Origin of the sequence: Pseudomonas tensinigenes, from assembly GCF_014268445.2 — a bacterium.
Classification (GTDB): Bacteria; Pseudomonadota; Gammaproteobacteria; order Pseudomonadales; family Pseudomonadaceae; genus Aquipseudomonas; species Aquipseudomonas tensinigenes.
This window is the reverse complement of the sequence record NZ_CP077089.1, coordinates 4,339,665-4,353,698: the sequence shown is the minus strand read 5'-3', so window position 1 is coordinate 4,353,698 and position 14,034 is coordinate 4,339,665. Positions and strand designations below refer to the sequence as shown.

At 58.5% G+C, this 14,034-nt stretch carries 12 protein-coding genes; 2 read left to right on the top strand and 10 right to left on the bottom strand.

Going from position 1 to position 14,034, the window contains the following annotated elements; genetic code table 11:
• Nucleotides 1-635: 635 nt before the first annotated feature.
• The 9 genes from aceA to HU718_RS19195 all read right to left on the bottom strand — a co-directional run bounded on the left by aceA (nt 636) and on the right by HU718_RS19195 (nt 11,301).
• On the bottom strand, nt 636-1,961 hold the full coding sequence (aceA, locus tag HU718_RS19235) for an isocitrate lyase (RefSeq protein ID WP_007920195.1): 1,326 nt from the start codon (nt 1,959-1,961) through the stop codon (nt 636-638).
• Between the two features lie 474 nt (nt 1,962-2,435).
• On the bottom strand, nt 2,436-3,197 hold the full coding sequence (locus tag HU718_RS19230) for a secretin N-terminal domain-containing protein (protein ID WP_122606182.1): 762 nt from the start codon (nt 3,195-3,197) through the stop codon (nt 2,436-2,438).
• A 257-nt stretch (nt 3,198-3,454) separates the two neighbouring features.
• The gene (locus HU718_RS19225; RefSeq protein ID WP_034155132.1) at nt 3,455-3,880 is read right to left on the bottom strand and encodes a GNAT family N-acetyltransferase; all 426 of its coding nucleotides are present in this window, start codon (nt 3,878-3,880) and stop codon (nt 3,455-3,457) included.
• On the bottom strand, nt 3,873-5,042 hold the full coding sequence (locus tag HU718_RS19220) for a ribosomal protein uL16 3-hydroxylase (protein WP_102899355.1): 1,170 nt from the start codon (nt 5,040-5,042) through the stop codon (nt 3,873-3,875). Before HU718_RS19220 ends, HU718_RS19225 begins: the two co-directional genes overlap by 8 nt.
• An 86-nt stretch (nt 5,043-5,128) precedes the next feature.
• On the bottom strand, nt 5,129-6,499 hold the full coding sequence (gene purB, locus HU718_RS19215; RefSeq protein WP_016987412.1) for an adenylosuccinate lyase: 1,371 nt from the start codon (nt 6,497-6,499) through the stop codon (nt 5,129-5,131).
• Between the two features lie 127 nt (nt 6,500-6,626).
• Complete coding sequence (hflD, locus tag HU718_RS19210; protein ID WP_150707844.1) at nt 6,627-7,250, bottom strand: high frequency lysogenization protein HflD; 624 nt, start codon at nt 7,248-7,250, stop codon at nt 6,627-6,629.
• Nucleotides 7,247-8,371: a tRNA 2-thiouridine(34) synthase MnmA gene (mnmA, locus tag HU718_RS19205; protein WP_186616511.1), complete on the bottom strand. Its 1,125-nt coding sequence runs from the start codon at nt 8,369-8,371 to the stop codon at nt 7,247-7,249. The genes hflD and mnmA overlap by 4 nt, the downstream gene beginning before the upstream one ends.
• Nucleotides 8,372-8,430: 59 nt before the next feature.
• Complete coding sequence (locus HU718_RS19200; RefSeq protein ID WP_102899352.1) at nt 8,431-8,877, bottom strand: NUDIX hydrolase; 447 nt, start codon at nt 8,875-8,877, stop codon at nt 8,431-8,433.
• A gap of 198 nt (nt 8,878-9,075) precedes the next feature.
• Nucleotides 9,076-11,301 (bottom strand): NADP-dependent isocitrate dehydrogenase, encoded by a 2,226-nt coding sequence (locus tag HU718_RS19195; protein ID WP_186616512.1) that lies wholly within the window; start codon nt 11,299-11,301, stop codon nt 9,076-9,078.
• A 481-nt stretch (nt 11,302-11,782) separates the two neighbouring features.
• On the opposite strand from HU718_RS19195, the gene icd reads away from it, so the two are divergent.
• Nucleotides 11,783-13,039, top strand: coding sequence for an NADP-dependent isocitrate dehydrogenase (gene icd, locus HU718_RS19190; RefSeq protein ID WP_034155137.1), 1,257 nt, complete (start codon nt 11,783-11,785; stop codon nt 13,037-13,039).
• An 82-nt stretch (nt 13,040-13,121) separates the two neighbouring features.
• Here icd and cspD read toward each other — a convergent pair whose 3' ends face one another.
• On the bottom strand, nt 13,122-13,406 hold the full coding sequence (gene cspD / locus HU718_RS29845; RefSeq protein WP_141234537.1) for a cold shock domain-containing protein CspD: 285 nt from the start codon (nt 13,404-13,406) through the stop codon (nt 13,122-13,124).
• Between the two features lie 224 nt (nt 13,407-13,630).
• Between cspD and clpS the strand changes: the two genes are divergently transcribed.
• Nucleotides 13,631-14,014, top strand: a complete 384-nt coding sequence (gene clpS / locus HU718_RS19180) for an ATP-dependent Clp protease adapter ClpS (protein WP_011334948.1) — start codon at nt 13,631-13,633, stop codon at nt 14,012-14,014.
• Nucleotides 14,015-14,034 lie beyond the last annotated feature (20 nt).

Below are 14,034 nucleotides of genomic sequence, written 5' to 3'. Positions count from 1 at the left end.
TATTTATTGGAATAAGGACATAGCGCATCTCCAATGCCCTGCAGCCCATGCGTTGCGGGCATTAGGCGGGTTTATGCAAATAATGTTTTGTAGGGAATGTAACGAACATAGTTGCGGCTAAATGATAATTGATATCGTTTGGAGTGGTTTTGTAACTGTTTAACGGGATGTCAGTTGGGAAGTTGTCTTACTTGCACGTTACTGCAAGTAGCGACGGCGCCCGTTTTAGCGGATTTTTCTGACGGATGTACCGCGCTGGGTCAATGTTTTGTCTCCCAGGCTGAAGAGAAAACCTGTGGGAGCGAGCCTGCTCGCGAATGCGGTGGGTCAGTCACCGCATGTGCAAGCTGGCACAACGCATTCGCGAGCAGGCTCGCTCCCACAAGGTTTCGTGGCGCTTGGGAGGTCTTGAACCCAACACATGCCCCCTGTAGGAGCTGCCGAAGGCTGCGATCTTTTGATCTTGTCTTTTAAAAGCAAAATCAAAAGATCGCAGCCTTCGGCAGCTCCTACAGGGGAGGGTGTGTTTTCCGGGGGCAAAAAAAACGCCCCGAACCAGTCGGGGCGTCAGTCTTGCGGCTCTGCGGTTAGCTTTCTGTACGATCCGCAGAGGCCGTTTGCTCAGCGAAGCCGAATCAGTGGAACTGTTCTTCTTCGGTCGAACCGGTCAATGCGGTTACCGAGGACGAGCCACCTTGAATCACAGTGGTCATGTCGTCGAAGTAGCCGGTGCCCACTTCCTGCTGGTGAGCCACGAAGGTGTAACCCTTGGCCGCGTCGGCGAATTCCTGCTCCTGCAGCTTCACGTAGGCAGTCATGTCATTGCGGGCGTAGTCGTGCGCCAGGTTGAACATGCTGTGCCACATGTTGTGAATGCCGGCCAGGGTGATGAACTGGTGCTTGTAACCCATGGCGGACAGTTCGCGCTGGAACTTGGCGATGGTCGCGTCGTCGAGGTTTTTCTTCCAGTTGAAGGAAGGCGAGCAGTTGTACGACAGCAGTTGGTCCGGGTATTCCTTTTTGATCGCTTCGGCGAAGCGGCGAGCTTCGTCCAGATCCGGCTTGGCGGTTTCGCACCAGATCAGGTCGGCGTACGGCGCGTAAGCCAGACCACGGGCGATGGCTTGATCCAGACCAGCACGGACCTTGTAGAAACCTTCCTGAGTGCGCTCGCCAGTCACGAACGGCTGATCGTACGGGTCGCAATCGGAGGTCAGCAGGTCAGCAGCGTTGGCGTCGGTACGGGCCAGAATGATGGTCGGAGTACCGGCAACGTCAGCCGCCAGACGCGCAGCGGTCAGCTTCTGTACGGCTTCCTGAGTAGGAACCAGTACTTTACCGCCCATGTGACCGCATTTTTTCACGGAAGCCAGTTGGTCTTCGAAGTGAACGCCGGCGGCGCCTGCTTCGATCATGCTCTTCATCAGTTCGTAAGCGTTCAGAACGCCGCCGAAACCGGCTTCAGCGTCAGCCACGATCGGTGCGAAGTAGTCGATGTAGCCATCGTCGCCCGGGTTCTTGCCGGCTTTCCACTGGATCTGGTCAGCACGACGGAACGAGTTGTTGATGCGCTTGACCACGGTAGGCACCGAGTCCACCGGGTACAGCGACTGGTCCGGGTACATGGATTCAGCGGAGTTGTTGTCCGCAGCCACTTGCCAGCCCGACAGGTAGATCGCCTGGATACCGGCTTTAACCTGCTGAACAGCCTGGCCACCGGTCAGGGCGCCCATGCAGTTGACGAAATCTTTCTCAGGACGGAAGGACGGCTTGGCACCCTGGGTGACCAGGTTCCACAGCTTGTCGGCGCCCATTTTTGCAAAGGTGTGCTCAGGTTGAACCGAGCCACGCAGACGGACGACGTCAGCAGCGGAGTAAGTGCGTGTCACGCCTTTCCAGCGCGGGTTTTCAGCCCAGTCTTTTTCGAGGGCTGCAATTTGCTGTTCGCGTGTCAGTGCCATGGAGATAAACCTCGTCGCGTCTTTTATGAAAAGTTGTTCTGCGGTGGAAAATTCCTGCGCTCGCTGACCAGAAGCTTAGGTGGTCAAGTCGGATTCGGCGGGGTAGGCGACGGGATGAACGATGGGCTCGAGGGGAAGTGAGCAGGTAGTGGCGGACTGTGGGCGCATTCGGGCGTCGTGGGCCTTTATACGGTCTACAGTGTGAAGCCGGGTTACCTAAATACGCTTCCGTCCCTCGGGACAACTTCGTTCCAGTCGGCAACCTCGTCAAACACACCTTGTGGGCGGTACAGACACGAAGCGGTTCGCGGGGTAGGTGCGAACATCGCTTCGAAGGCCCTTGCCAGGGCCTCTGATTAGCGGGAGCGAGGCCATCATGCCTTCGCTTTTTTACCCCGTCAAACGTTTTGTAGTGCTTTTTTTCAAGCACTACATCTTTCGTCTAATACGACTAATCAGTCAGTTTTCGGTGCTTTAGTCCAGGGCGTCGACTTTCACCCGCAAGGTCATGTCATCCCGACCTTGAGTCGAGTAGCTGCGGGTCAGGCCCTGTTTGTCGGCCTGAGTCTGGCGATTGACGCCGGCGAGGGTGATCCACTCACCAAGGCGTCCGCTGACCGTTGTGTCGGTGCTTTGCACGTTCACTACATCGGGACGTTCCTGGCTCATGCGGTCACGGTTGGTACTGATCGCCAGATGAACGATGTCGCCGGTGACGCTGGCGGTAACGTAGAAACCCTGGGTGACGTTGCGGTATTGCGTCTGGCTGTTGTAACCGCCGTAGGAATCGCTCTGAACATTGGTGATCGGCACGCTCTGGCCAACCTGAATCAGCGCCGGCATGCCATCGGTGGCCTGAACTTGCTGGACGCCGCCTTCGCGACTGGTGGTGCTGCGGCTGATGATACGGGTCTGATTCGGCTGAGCGCCGTTGACCGAATAACCTTCGTCGCCACGGCCATTGTTTTCGTTGGTGTCGACAGTGATCAGCAAGCGCTTGGGCGCGGTGTCCAGTTGCGTGATGAGTGCTTTGAGTTCCTGAATCTTGTCCGGCTCGGCCTTGATGATCAGCTGGTTGCCGTAGGCGCTGACCTGACCGTCCTTGCCGAGGAAGTCTTGCGCCATCGGCAGCATGTCGGTGCTGGTGCGGTAATTGAGGGGCACGATTTCTGTGGCTGCCATCACCGAAAAACTGCAACCGAGCAGCAGGGTGGTGAGCAGGGTGCGTAGGGACATGTCCGTTATCTCCGCTTTCGAAAGGCTTGATATTGCCAGTTTGTCGGCCTGGGGTGGGGCAAGTTGAATCGTAGACAGCAAAACGCCCCGGCATCGGTTGATGTCGGGGCGTTTTGTGGTGTGCTTGCGGGCCTCTTCGCGAGCAGGCTCGCTCCCACATTGAATCTCTGTCTGACACAAATATCGCGTCCGCTGGAGATCCCCTGTGGGAGCGAGCCTGCTCCGGGCGGCGTTCCGACGAAAGCCGCATCTCGGTCTCAGGCCGAATGCCGAACCATGTCGACATGCGGAATCCCGGCCTCGAGGAATTCCTCACTGACCAGGCTGAAACCCAAGCGCTCATAGAACGCCGTGGCCTGCACCTGAGCACTGAGCATCTGCTGCTTCAAACCACGCTCTTCAGCTTCGGCGATCACCGCTTGCATCAGCGCATCACCGACCTTCATCCCGCGCCAGTCTTTCAGCACCGAAACCCGGCCAATGTGCCCATCAGGCAACAAGCGCGCAGTGCCAATCGGAAAGTCGCCTTCAAACGCCAGAAAATGCACGGCGGTCGCGTCATCCGCGTCCCATTCCAGCTCGGGTGGCACCGATTGTTCGGCGATGAACACCGTTTCACGAATGCGCCGGATCTCGGCGATGTCCTTCTGCCAGTCTGCGACACGTACGCGAATCTTATTCATCGGCGAACCCCAGGCTCCCTTGCTTGACCAGCTGGCACAGCAGGCCGCAAGCGTCTTCGTCGTTCAGCCACTCACCGAGGTTGTCAGTGTGCAGGGCGTCAGCGGCGCAGATCAGCTTCAACAGTTCGCGCAGCTTGCCCGGCAGGTAACGGCTCTGGCCGCTGGCGAACAGCAGCAGGTCGTCATCGACTTCCGACCAGGCCAGGCGCGCGCTCGGGTTGCGGATCAGAATGGCGCCATCCTGCAGGGCAGCGAGGAAGTCTTCTTCTTCGATTTCTTCCGGGCCGGCCACCAGTTCTGGATAACGCGGCTCGGTCATGTACTGGCCGAACCAGGTCAGCAGCAGGCGCTCGTCGCTCATGTGTTCGGCGAGCAGGGCTTTCAGGCGATCCAGTGCGTCGTGTTGAATCTGGTGTGGATCGGCTGCTGGCTGTGCGTCGGCATCGGTGTAGCGCTCTTCGTCAGTCAGGAACTGGCTGAGGAAGTCGGTGAAGTGGGTCAGCACTTCAGAGGCGCTTGGCGCACGGAAACCGACCGAGTAGGTCATGCAATTGTCGACGGCGACACCGCAGTGAGCCAAGCGCGGCGGCAGGTAGAGCATGTCGCCCGGTTCCAGCACCCACTCTTCGGTCTCGTGGAATTCAGCGAGGATGCGCAGGTCCGCATGTTGCAGCAGCGGGCTCTCGGAATCGCACATCTGACCGATTTTCCAGTTGCGCTTGCCGTGGCCTTGCAGCAGGAACACGTCGTAGTTGTCGAAGTGCGGACCAACGCTGCCACCCGGGGCGGCGAAGCTGATCATTACGTCGTCGACGCGCCAGCTCGGCAGGAAGCGGAAGTTTTCCAGCAGTTCGCTGACTTCCGGGACGAATTGGTCGACCGCTTGAACCAGCAGGGTCCACTCTTTTTCCGGCAATTTGCTGAATTCGTCTTCAGCGAACGGGCCGCGACGCAGTTCCCATGGACGCTCGCCGTGCTCGATCACCAGGCGCGATTCGACTTCTTCTTCCAGTGCCAGGCCGGCCAGTTCGTCGGCGTCGATCGGGCTTTCGAAGTCAGGAATCGCCTGACGGATCAGCAATGGCTTTTTCTGCCAGTAGTCACGCAGGAACTCGCGTGCCGTGATGCCGCCCAGAAGTTGAAGAGGAATATCGGGATTCATATGTAACCTATTGAAAAAAAGCACTTTTCAGACGGGAATAAAAACGCCCGGCGCGGCCGGGCGTCTCAAACGGGTCAAGCGGTCGATCAGATGCGTTTGGCTTGCGCTACAGCGTTGCCGATGTAGTTGGCCGGGGTCAGTTGCTTGAGCTCGGCTTTCGCTTGCGCTGGCATGTCCAGGCCATCGATGAAAGTCTGCAACGCTTCAGGGCTGATGCCCTTGCCACGGGTCAGTTCTTTCAGCTTCTCGTACGGGTTTTCGATGTTGTAGCGGCGCATCACGGTCTGGATCGGCTCAGCCAATACTTCCCAGCAAGCGTCGAGGTCAGCGGCAATCTTCTGCTCGTTGAGCTCCAGTTTGCTGATGCCTTTGAGGCTGGCTTCGTAAGCGATCACGCTGTGGGCGAAGCCGACACCGAGGTTGCGCAGTACGGTGGAGTCGGTCAGGTCGCGCTGCCAGCGGGAGATCGGCAGTTTGCTCGCCAGGTGCTGGAACAGCGCGTTGGCGATGCCCAGGTTGCCTTCGGAGTTTTCGAAGTCGATCGGGTTGACCTTGTGCGGCATGGTCGACGAACCGATTTCGCCAGCGATGGTGCGCTGCTTGAAATAACCCAGGGAGATGTAGCCCCAGATGTCACGGTCGAAGTCGATCAGGATGGTGTTAAAGCGTGCGATCGCGTCGAACAGCTCGGCGATGTAGTCGTGCGGTTCGATCTGCGTGGTGTACGGGTTGAAGCCCAGGCCCAGCTCGTCTTCGATGAAGGCGCGGGCATTGGCTTCCCAGTCGATCTGCGGGTAGGCCGACAGGTGTGCGTTGTAGTTGCCGACGGCGCCGTTGATCTTGCCCAGCAGTGGAACGGCAGCGACTTGAGCGATCTGACGCTCGAGACGGTAAACCACGTTCGCCAGCTCTTTACCCAGGGTGGTCGGGGAGGCTGGTTGGCCGTGAGTGCGCGACAGCATTGGCACGTCAGCGAAACGGATGGCCAGTTCGCGGATGGCGTTGGCAGTCTGGCGCATCAGCGGCAGCATCACGTCGTCACGGCCTTCGCGCAGCATCAGAGCGTGGGACAGGTTGTTGATGTCTTCGCTGGTGCAGGCAAAGTGGATGAACTCGCTGACCTTGGCCAGCTCCGGCAGCTTGGCCGCCTGCTCTTTGAGCAGATATTCAATCGCTTTGACGTCGTGGTTGGTGGTGCGCTCGATCTCTTTGACGCGCTCGGCGTGCTCCAGCGAGAAGTTTTCAGCCAGTTCGTTGAGAACGGCGTTGGCCTCGGCGGAGAAGGCTGGCACTTCAGGGATACCAGCGTGGGCGGCCAGACGCTGGAGCCAGCGTACTTCAACCAGAACACGGGCACGGATCAGACCGTACTCGCTGAAAATCGGGCGCAGGGCCTGGGTTTTGCCGGCGTAGCGGCCGTCAACAGGGGAAACCGCAGTGAGCGAAGAAAGCTGCATGGGGTGTTCTCGGACAGTCGGGCAACGAAATGGGGCGCGTATCATACATGAAAAAATCCGCCGGTCCGTTGCCAACTGACCGGCGTATTACGCGTTACAGACTACAAAGCTTTTATTGCAGGGCGATTTACTCGCTGCGCATCAACGGATATAGCTCTTTGAGCAGCTTGCGCCGGCTGATCACCAACTGCCAGCGATGCCCGCCGAGCTGCCGCCACAGGCGCGCTGAACGGATGCCGGCAAGCAGCAGGGCGCGGATCTTCGAGGCATTGCTCGGCTGCTGCAGATTACGCATGTCGCCGTGCACCTGAATGCGTTGGCGCAGGGTGCTCAGGGTGTCCTGATACAGCGCGCCGCAAGCCGCGACGACGTTTTCGTGGGCCGGGCCGAAATGCTCGACCTGCGACTGGATCTGCGGCAAACGCTTGCTGATGGTGTCGAGCATGTCGTCACGCTTCGCCAGTTGACGCTCAAGGCCGAGCATCGACAGGGCATAGCGCAACGGCTCGCGTTGCAGCGTGCTCGGGTCGCGTTCGAGGGCGCCGATCAGCGCTCGATAGCCTTCGCGCAGATTGATGTCGTCGCCGCCGTACACGTCCAGCGTGTCTTTAGGGTCGCGCACCAGCAGGCTGCCGAGCATGCAACTCAGGCCTGCCTCGCTGGTTTGCCCGGTCTTGGCGATCCGGTCGACCAGTACGGCGGCGAGAAACACACCGCCGAGCGCCGTCAGTTGCTCCTGAGTCGGGCTCATGCCTGGCCGCTCCACGGCTCAGCGACTTCGATCACGCCGCCACCGAGGCAGATTTCACCGTCGTAGAACACCACGGACTGGCCCGGCGTCACCGCGCGTTGCGGCTCGTCGAACACGGCGCGGTAGCCGCTGGCGGTTTTTTCCAGGGTGCAGGCCTGGTCGCTCTGGCGATAACGCACTTTCGCGGTCAGGCGCAGCGGCTGGCTCAGGTCGATCGGGTTGACCCAATAGATTTCCGAGGCGAGCAGGGCGCTGGAGAACAGCCATGGATGGTTGTTGCCCTGGCCGACGATCAGTTCGTTGGTGTCGAGATCCTTGCGCAGCACGTACCACGGCTCATCGCCGGCATCTTTCAAACCGCCGATACCGAGGCCCTGGCGCTGACCGATGGTGTGGTACATCAAACCGTGGTGACGGCCGATGACTTCGCCTTCGGTGGTCTTGATCTCGCCCGGTTGTGCCGGCAGGTATTGCTTGAGGAAATCGCTGAAGCGACGCTCGCCGATGAAGCAGATTCCGGTGGAATCTTTCTTTTTGGCGGTGGCCAGTTCGTATTTCTCGGCAATCGCCCGAACTTCCGGCTTTTCCAGTTCGCCGACCGGGAACAGAGTCTTGGCGATCTGTTCGCCGCCAACGGCGTGCAGGAAGTAGCTCTGATCCTTGTTCGGATCGAGGCCTTTGAGCAGTTCGGTGCGGCCATCGATATCGCGGCGGCGCACGTAGTGACCGGTGGCGATCAGGTCGGCGCCGAGCATCATGGCGTAGTCGAGGAACGCCTTGAACTTGATCTCGCGGTTGCAGAGGATGTCCGGGTTCGGTGTACGACCGGCCTTATATTCGGCGAGGAAGTGCTCGAACACGTTGTCCCAGTACTCGGCGGCGAAGTTGGCGGTGTGCAGCTTGATGCCAATCTTGTCGCAGACAGCCTGAGCATCCGCCAGGTCGTCCATGGCGGTGCAGTATTCCGTTCCGTCGTCTTCTTCCCAGTTCTTCATGAACAGGCCTTCCACGTCAAAGCCCTGCTCGATCAGCAGGAGAGCGGAAACGGAAGAGTCCACGCCGCCGGACATGCCGACAATGACGCGCTTCTTGGATGTGTCAGAAGGGGCTGGATCACGCATAGGGATTCAATGAGTGTCTTGAAAAAGGACGCGATTCTAGCAGGCTCGCGGCCTCAAGGCTAAAGAGAAGGGCGGATCAGTTCGAGGCTGAAGTGATGACCGGCCAGATAATCGTCGATGCAACGGATGATCAGCTCACTGCGCCAGTTGTCGCGTTGGGCGATTAGTTCGTCGCGGGTCAGCCACTTGGCGCCGACGATGCCGTCGTCCAATTGATAATCCGGGTTATGTTTGACGGCTTTGGCGCTGAAGCACACGCGCTGGTAAGTCACGCCGTTGCTCGGCGCGGTGTACAGGTAAATGCCGATCACGCCGGTGGGTTCGACGTCCCAGCCGGTTTCTTCGAGGGTTTCGCGCACGGCTGCATCGATCAGGGTTTCGTCCGGGTCGAGATGGCCGGCGGGCTGGTTGAGCACGTTACGCCCAGCCTTGTGTTCTTCAACCATCAGGAAGCGACCGTTGTCCTCGACGATGGTGGCGACGGTGATGTGGGGGAGCCATTCCATGAGTTGTCCTCAAATATTGAATTGAAACCCGATCCCCTTGTGGGAGCGAGCCTGCTCGCGAAAGCGGTGAGTCAGTCAATGAAGATGCTGAATGATAAACCGCATTCGCGAGCAGGCTCGCTCCCACAGGGGAATTGTGTGAACTCTGGAAACACAAACCCCGGCACAGGGCCGGGGTTCGTTTACAGCGCTACAACCTTAAACCAGCGCAGCAATCGCCGCGTTGAGGGTTGCGCTTGGGCGCATGGCCTTGCTGATCAGCTCGGCATTGGCGTGGTAGTAACCGCCGATGTCAACTGGCTTGCCCTGAACGGCGTTGAGCTCGGCAACGATGGTTGCTTCGTTCTCGGTCAGGGTTTTGGCCAGGGTCGCGAACTGCGCTTGCAGTGCAGCGTCTTCAGTCTGGGCGGCCAGGGCCTGAGCCCAGTACATCGCCAGGTAGAAGTGGCTGCCGCGGTTGTCGATGTTGCCGACTTTGCGCGATGGCGACTTGTTGTTGTCGAGGAACTGGCCAGTGGCCTGGTCCAGGGTCTTCGACAGTACCAGTGCTTTCGGGTTGTTGTAGTTCACACCCAGATGCTCAAGGGACGCTGCCAGTGCGAGGAACTCGCCCAGCGAATCCCAGCGCAGGAAGTTCTCTTCAACCAGTTGCTGCACGTGCTTCGGAGCCGAACCGCCGGCGCCGGTTTCGAACAGGCCACCGCCGTTCATCAGCGGCACGATCGACAGCATTTTCGCGCTGGTGCCCAGTTCCATGATCGGGAACAGGTCAGTCAGGTAGTCGCGCAGTACGTTGCCGGTCACCGAAATGGTGTCCTTGCCTTCGCGGGTGCGCTGCAGGGTGAACTTCATGGCGTCGACCGGCGCCATGATCTGGATGTCCAGACCGGTGGTGTCGTGATCCTTCAGGTAAGCCTGAACCTTCTCGATCACTACGCCATCGTGAGCGCGCATCGGGTCGAGCCAGAAGATCGCTGGGGTGCTGCTTGCGCGAGCGCGGTTGACGGCCAGTTTGACCCAGTCCTGGATCGGCGCGTCTTTGGTCTGGCACATGCGGAAGATGTCGCCGGCTTCAACAGCCTGTTCCATCAGCAGGTTGCCCTTGCTGTCGGTGACGCGAACCACGCCGTCAGCCTTGATCTGGAAGGTCTTGTCGTGCGAGCCGTACTCTTCGGCTTTCTTCGCCATCAGGCCAACGTTTGGCACGCTGCCCATGGTGGTCGGATCGAAAGCGCCATTGGCTTTGCAATCTTCGATCACGGCCTGGTAGATGGTCGCGTAGCAACGATCCGGAATCACTGCCTTGGTGTCGTGCAGCTGACCGTCGGTGCCCCACATTTTGCCGGAGTCACGGATCATTGCTGGCATCGAGGCGTCGACGATCACGTCGCTCGGCACGTGCAGGTTGGTGATGCCTTTGTCGGAGTTGACCATCGCCAGCGATGGACGAGCGGCGTAGACCGCGGCCATGTCAGCTTCGATCTGCGCTTGCTGCTCGGCCGGCAGGGCCTTGATGCGCGCGTACAGATCGCCGATGCCGTTGTTCAGGTTGAAGCCGATCTCGGCCAGCACGGCAGCGTGCTTGGTCAGGGCGTCTTTATAGAACTCGGCAACGATCTGGCCGAACATGATCGGGTCGGAGACCTTCATCATGGTCGCTTTCAGGTGAACCGAGAGCAGCACGCCCTGGGCCTTGGCGCTTTCGATTTCAGCAGCGATGAACGCGCGCAGAGCGTTTTTGCTCATCACGGCGCAGTCGAGGATCTCGCCGGCCTGAACGGTGGTTTTTTCTTTCAGAACGGTAGCGGTACCGTCCTTGGCGATCAGTTCGATCTTCACGGCGTCAGCGGCGTCGATCAGAGCAGCTTTTTCGCTGCCGTAGAAATCGCCGGTGCTCATGTGAGCGACGTGGGACTTGGAGTCTTTGGCCCAGGCGCCCATTTTGTGCGGGTGCTTGCGCGCATAGTTCTTGACCGACAGCGGAGCACGGCGGTCAGAGTTGCCTTCACGCAGAACCGGGTTCACGGCGCTGCCCTTGACCTTGTCGTAACGTGCCTTGGCATCTTTGTCGGCATCGCTGGTCACGGTTTCCGGGTAGTCCGGCAGGTTGTAACCCTGAGCTTGCAGCTCTTTGATCGCGGCTTGCAGCTGTGGCACCGAAGCGCTGATGTTCGGCAGCTTGATGATGTTGGCTTCAGGCGTAACGGCCAGGTCGCCCAGTTCGGCGAGGTGGTCGGCTACGGCTTTGTCGCCCAGTTGCTCGGGGAAGCTGGCCAGAATACGTGCTGCAAGAGAGATATCGCGGGTTTCCACGGCGATATCGGCCGAGGCGGTGTAAGCCTCGATGATCGGCAGCAGGGAATAGGTGGCGAGGGCTGGAGCTTCGTCGGTGAAGGTATAGATGATCTTCGAGCGGGTGGGCATATTCGGATTAACTCTCTCTTCTTTGCTAAAGCGTGCGCAGAAACTCGAGGGGCGCCGGGTAAGCGCGTTCGTTCAAAGTCATCCATGAACCGAATGTCGAGATTCTTCGCGGTGATGTTGGGTGCATCAGTAGAGCGTCAAGCAGTCAGGCTGCGGTAACAACCCGACCAATCAGGCGGAAAGTCTCGTGCTAGAGAGGCCAGCCGTCGTGACCCTGTGGTCAGCGGGCGGCATTATACATAGGTAGCTGGCAATCTGCCGATGGTTCATATGCAACGATTCTCGTCCATTGGTCTAAAGGTCGCAGGGCAGGGTGGGGCGTAGAGTCGTCGCGAATGCTTGAGTTTGGCGCTTTTCCCTTTGCTTTCAGGCTTGTACGAAACGAGATGTAGGCGCGCCACGAACAGAGGGTTTGCGTGTTGATTTAACTGGGTTACGCTCGAACCAAGCCAGATGTTCAATCCAAACAATGGAGTTCAGCATGGGTTACAAGAAGATTCAGGTTCCAGCCGTCGGCGACAAAATCACCGTCAATGCAGACCATTCTCTCAATGTTCCTGATAACCCGATCATCCCCTTCATCGAAGGTGACGGCATTGGTGTCGACATCAGTCCGGTGATGATCAAGGTTGTCGATGCTGCAGTTCAAAAGGCATACGGCGGTAAACGCAAGATTTCCTGGATGGAAGTCTACGCCGGGGAAAAAGCCACTCAGGTTTACGATCAGGACACCTGGCTGCCTCAGGAAACCCTGGACGCAGTCAAGGATTACGTGGTTTCCATCAAAGGCCCGCTGACCACGCCGGTCGGTGGCGGCATCCGCTCGCTGAACGTGGCCCTGCGTCAGCAACTCGACCTGTACGTCTGCCTGCGCCCGGTGCGCTGGTTCGAAGGCGTGCCAAGCCCGGTGAAAAAGCCTGGCGACGTCGACATGACCATCTTCCGCGAGAACTCCGAAGACATCTATGCCGGCATTGAGTGGAAGGCCGGTTCGCCGGAAGCCACCAAAGTCATCAAATTCCTTAAAGAAGAAATGGGCGTCACCAAGATCCGTTTCGACGAAAACTGCGGCATCGGCGTCAAGCCGGTTTCGCTGGAAGGCACCAAGCGTCTGGCGCGCAAGGCCCTGCAATATGTGGTCGATAACGACCGCGATTCGCTGACCATCGTGCACAAAGGCAACATCATGAAGTTCACCGAAGGTGCCTTCAAAGAGTGGGCCTACGAAGTGGCCGCCGAAGAATTCGGCGCGACCCTGCTCGACGGCGGCCCGTGGATGCAGTTCAAAAACCCGAAAACCGGCAAGAACGTAGTGGTCAAAGATGCCATCGCCGACGCCATGCTCCAGCAGATCCTGCTGCGCCCGGCGGAATACGATGTGATCGCGACCCTGAATCTGAACGGCGACTACCTCTCCGACGCCCTGGCGGCGGAAGTGGGCGGTATCGGTATCGCGCCGGGCGCCAACCTGTCCGACACCGTGGCGATGTTCGAAGCGACTCACGGTACTGCGCCGAAGTACGCCGGCAAGGATCAGGTCAACCCGGGTTCGCTGATTCTCTCGGCCGAGATGATGCTGCGGCACATGGGCTGGACTGAAGCGGCGGATCTGATCATCAAGGGCACCAACGGCGCCATTGGTGCCAAGACCGTGACCTATGACTTCGAGCGTCTGATGGATGGAGCGAAGCTGGTTTCGTCTTCGGGCTTCGGGGATGCGTTGATTTCGCATATGTAAAACGCGGGCACATAAAAACCGCCTGACTTGGTGAATTGAGTCAGGCGGTTTTTTTATGGCCGGGTGTCTTGGGCGAGGTTGCTCAGCTCACGACTGCAGCGTGGTTGATGCCACTGGTTGCGGCGGCAGCGGCTCCTGCTGCACCCACAGCTTCATCCACTGTGTTTTTGTCCTGAATCGCGATTGCGTGCAGGCCTTTGGGGCCTTGAAGGAGTTCGAAGTACACCTCTTGGCCTGCCTTCAGGGTTTTATAGCCTTCCATCTGGATAGCCGAGTAGTGGGCAAACAGGTCTTCTGTCTGGCCGTTCTCGATAATGAATCCAAAACCCTTGGCATTGTTGAACCATTTCACCTTGCCGACAGCCATGCTCAAATCCCTCTGCAACAGACTCCATCGCTGGAGTATCATCCAATTCATCCGCAATCTTATTCGTTAAAAGAATTGACTCCGCGGATCTTTTTTACCCACTGTGGGTTCTATTGGTTGTAACACCGTTTTCCCGATAGTCAAGGTGACCGGGCAGTCGGAGTTGAAAACGTGGACAGCCGCCCCCACCACTGTATTTGCACAACTGACGAACCTTTCTTTCCATGCATGCAATCAGCCAGATTCGACTAACATTCAATCAGGATCGCCCGCTTCTCCAAAAGGATCTTCCACAGGAGCACGACGACGATTCGGCAGGCGTTGCTGTTCAGGAAGCAAAGCCTGCGTTACAGGCGCCGCCGATGTACAAGGTGGTTTTGTTCAACGATGACTACACACCGATGGATTTCGTCGTCGAAGTGCTCGAGGTGTTTTTTAACCTGAATCGCGAGCTGGCGACCAAGGTCATGCTGGCCGTCCACACAGAAGGACGGGCAGTATGTGGAGTGTTTACCCGCGACATCGCCGAGACAAAGGCCATGCAGGTCAACCAGTACGCCAGGGAAAGCCAGCATCCGCTACTCTGTGAAATCGAGAAGGACGGTTAATCGCCGACCACTTGGGTATG

What these genes read in the sequence shown, in the direction of transcription:
- aceA (WP_007920195.1), bottom strand. Translation starts at nt 1,961, where the DNA reads ATGGCACTGACACGCGAACAGCAAATTGCAGCCCTCGAAAAAGACTGG.
- HU718_RS19230 (WP_122606182.1), bottom strand. Translation starts at nt 3,197, where the DNA reads ATGTCCCTACGCACCCTGCTCACCACCCTGCTGCTCGGTTGCAGTTTT.
- HU718_RS19225 (WP_034155132.1), bottom strand. Translation starts at nt 3,880, where the DNA reads ATGAATAAGATTCGCGTACGTGTCGCAGACTGGCAGAAGGACATCGCC.
- HU718_RS19220 (WP_102899355.1), bottom strand. Translation starts at nt 5,042, where the DNA reads ATGAATCCCGATATTCCTCTTCAACTTCTGGGCGGCATCACGGCACGC.
- purB (WP_016987412.1), bottom strand. Translation starts at nt 6,499, where the DNA reads ATGCAGCTTTCTTCGCTCACTGCGGTTTCCCCTGTTGACGGCCGCTAC.
- hflD (WP_150707844.1), bottom strand. Translation starts at nt 7,250, where the DNA reads ATGAGCCCGACTCAGGAGCAACTGACGGCGCTCGGCGGTGTGTTTCTC.
- mnmA (WP_186616511.1), bottom strand. Translation starts at nt 8,371, where the DNA reads ATGCGTGATCCAGCCCCTTCTGACACATCCAAGAAGCGCGTCATTGTC.
- HU718_RS19200 (WP_102899352.1), bottom strand. Translation starts at nt 8,877, where the DNA reads ATGGAATGGCTCCCCCACATCACCGTCGCCACCATCGTCGAGGACAAC.
- HU718_RS19195 (WP_186616512.1), bottom strand. Translation starts at nt 11,301, where the DNA reads ATGCCCACCCGCTCGAAGATCATCTATACCTTCACCGACGAAGCTCCA.
- icd (WP_034155137.1), top strand. Translation starts at nt 11,783, where the DNA reads ATGGGTTACAAGAAGATTCAGGTTCCAGCCGTCGGCGACAAAATCACC.
- cspD (WP_141234537.1), bottom strand. Translation starts at nt 13,406, where the DNA reads ATGGCTGTCGGCAAGGTGAAATGGTTCAACAATGCCAAGGGTTTTGGA.
- clpS (WP_011334948.1), top strand. Translation starts at nt 13,631, where the DNA reads ATGCATGCAATCAGCCAGATTCGACTAACATTCAATCAGGATCGCCCG.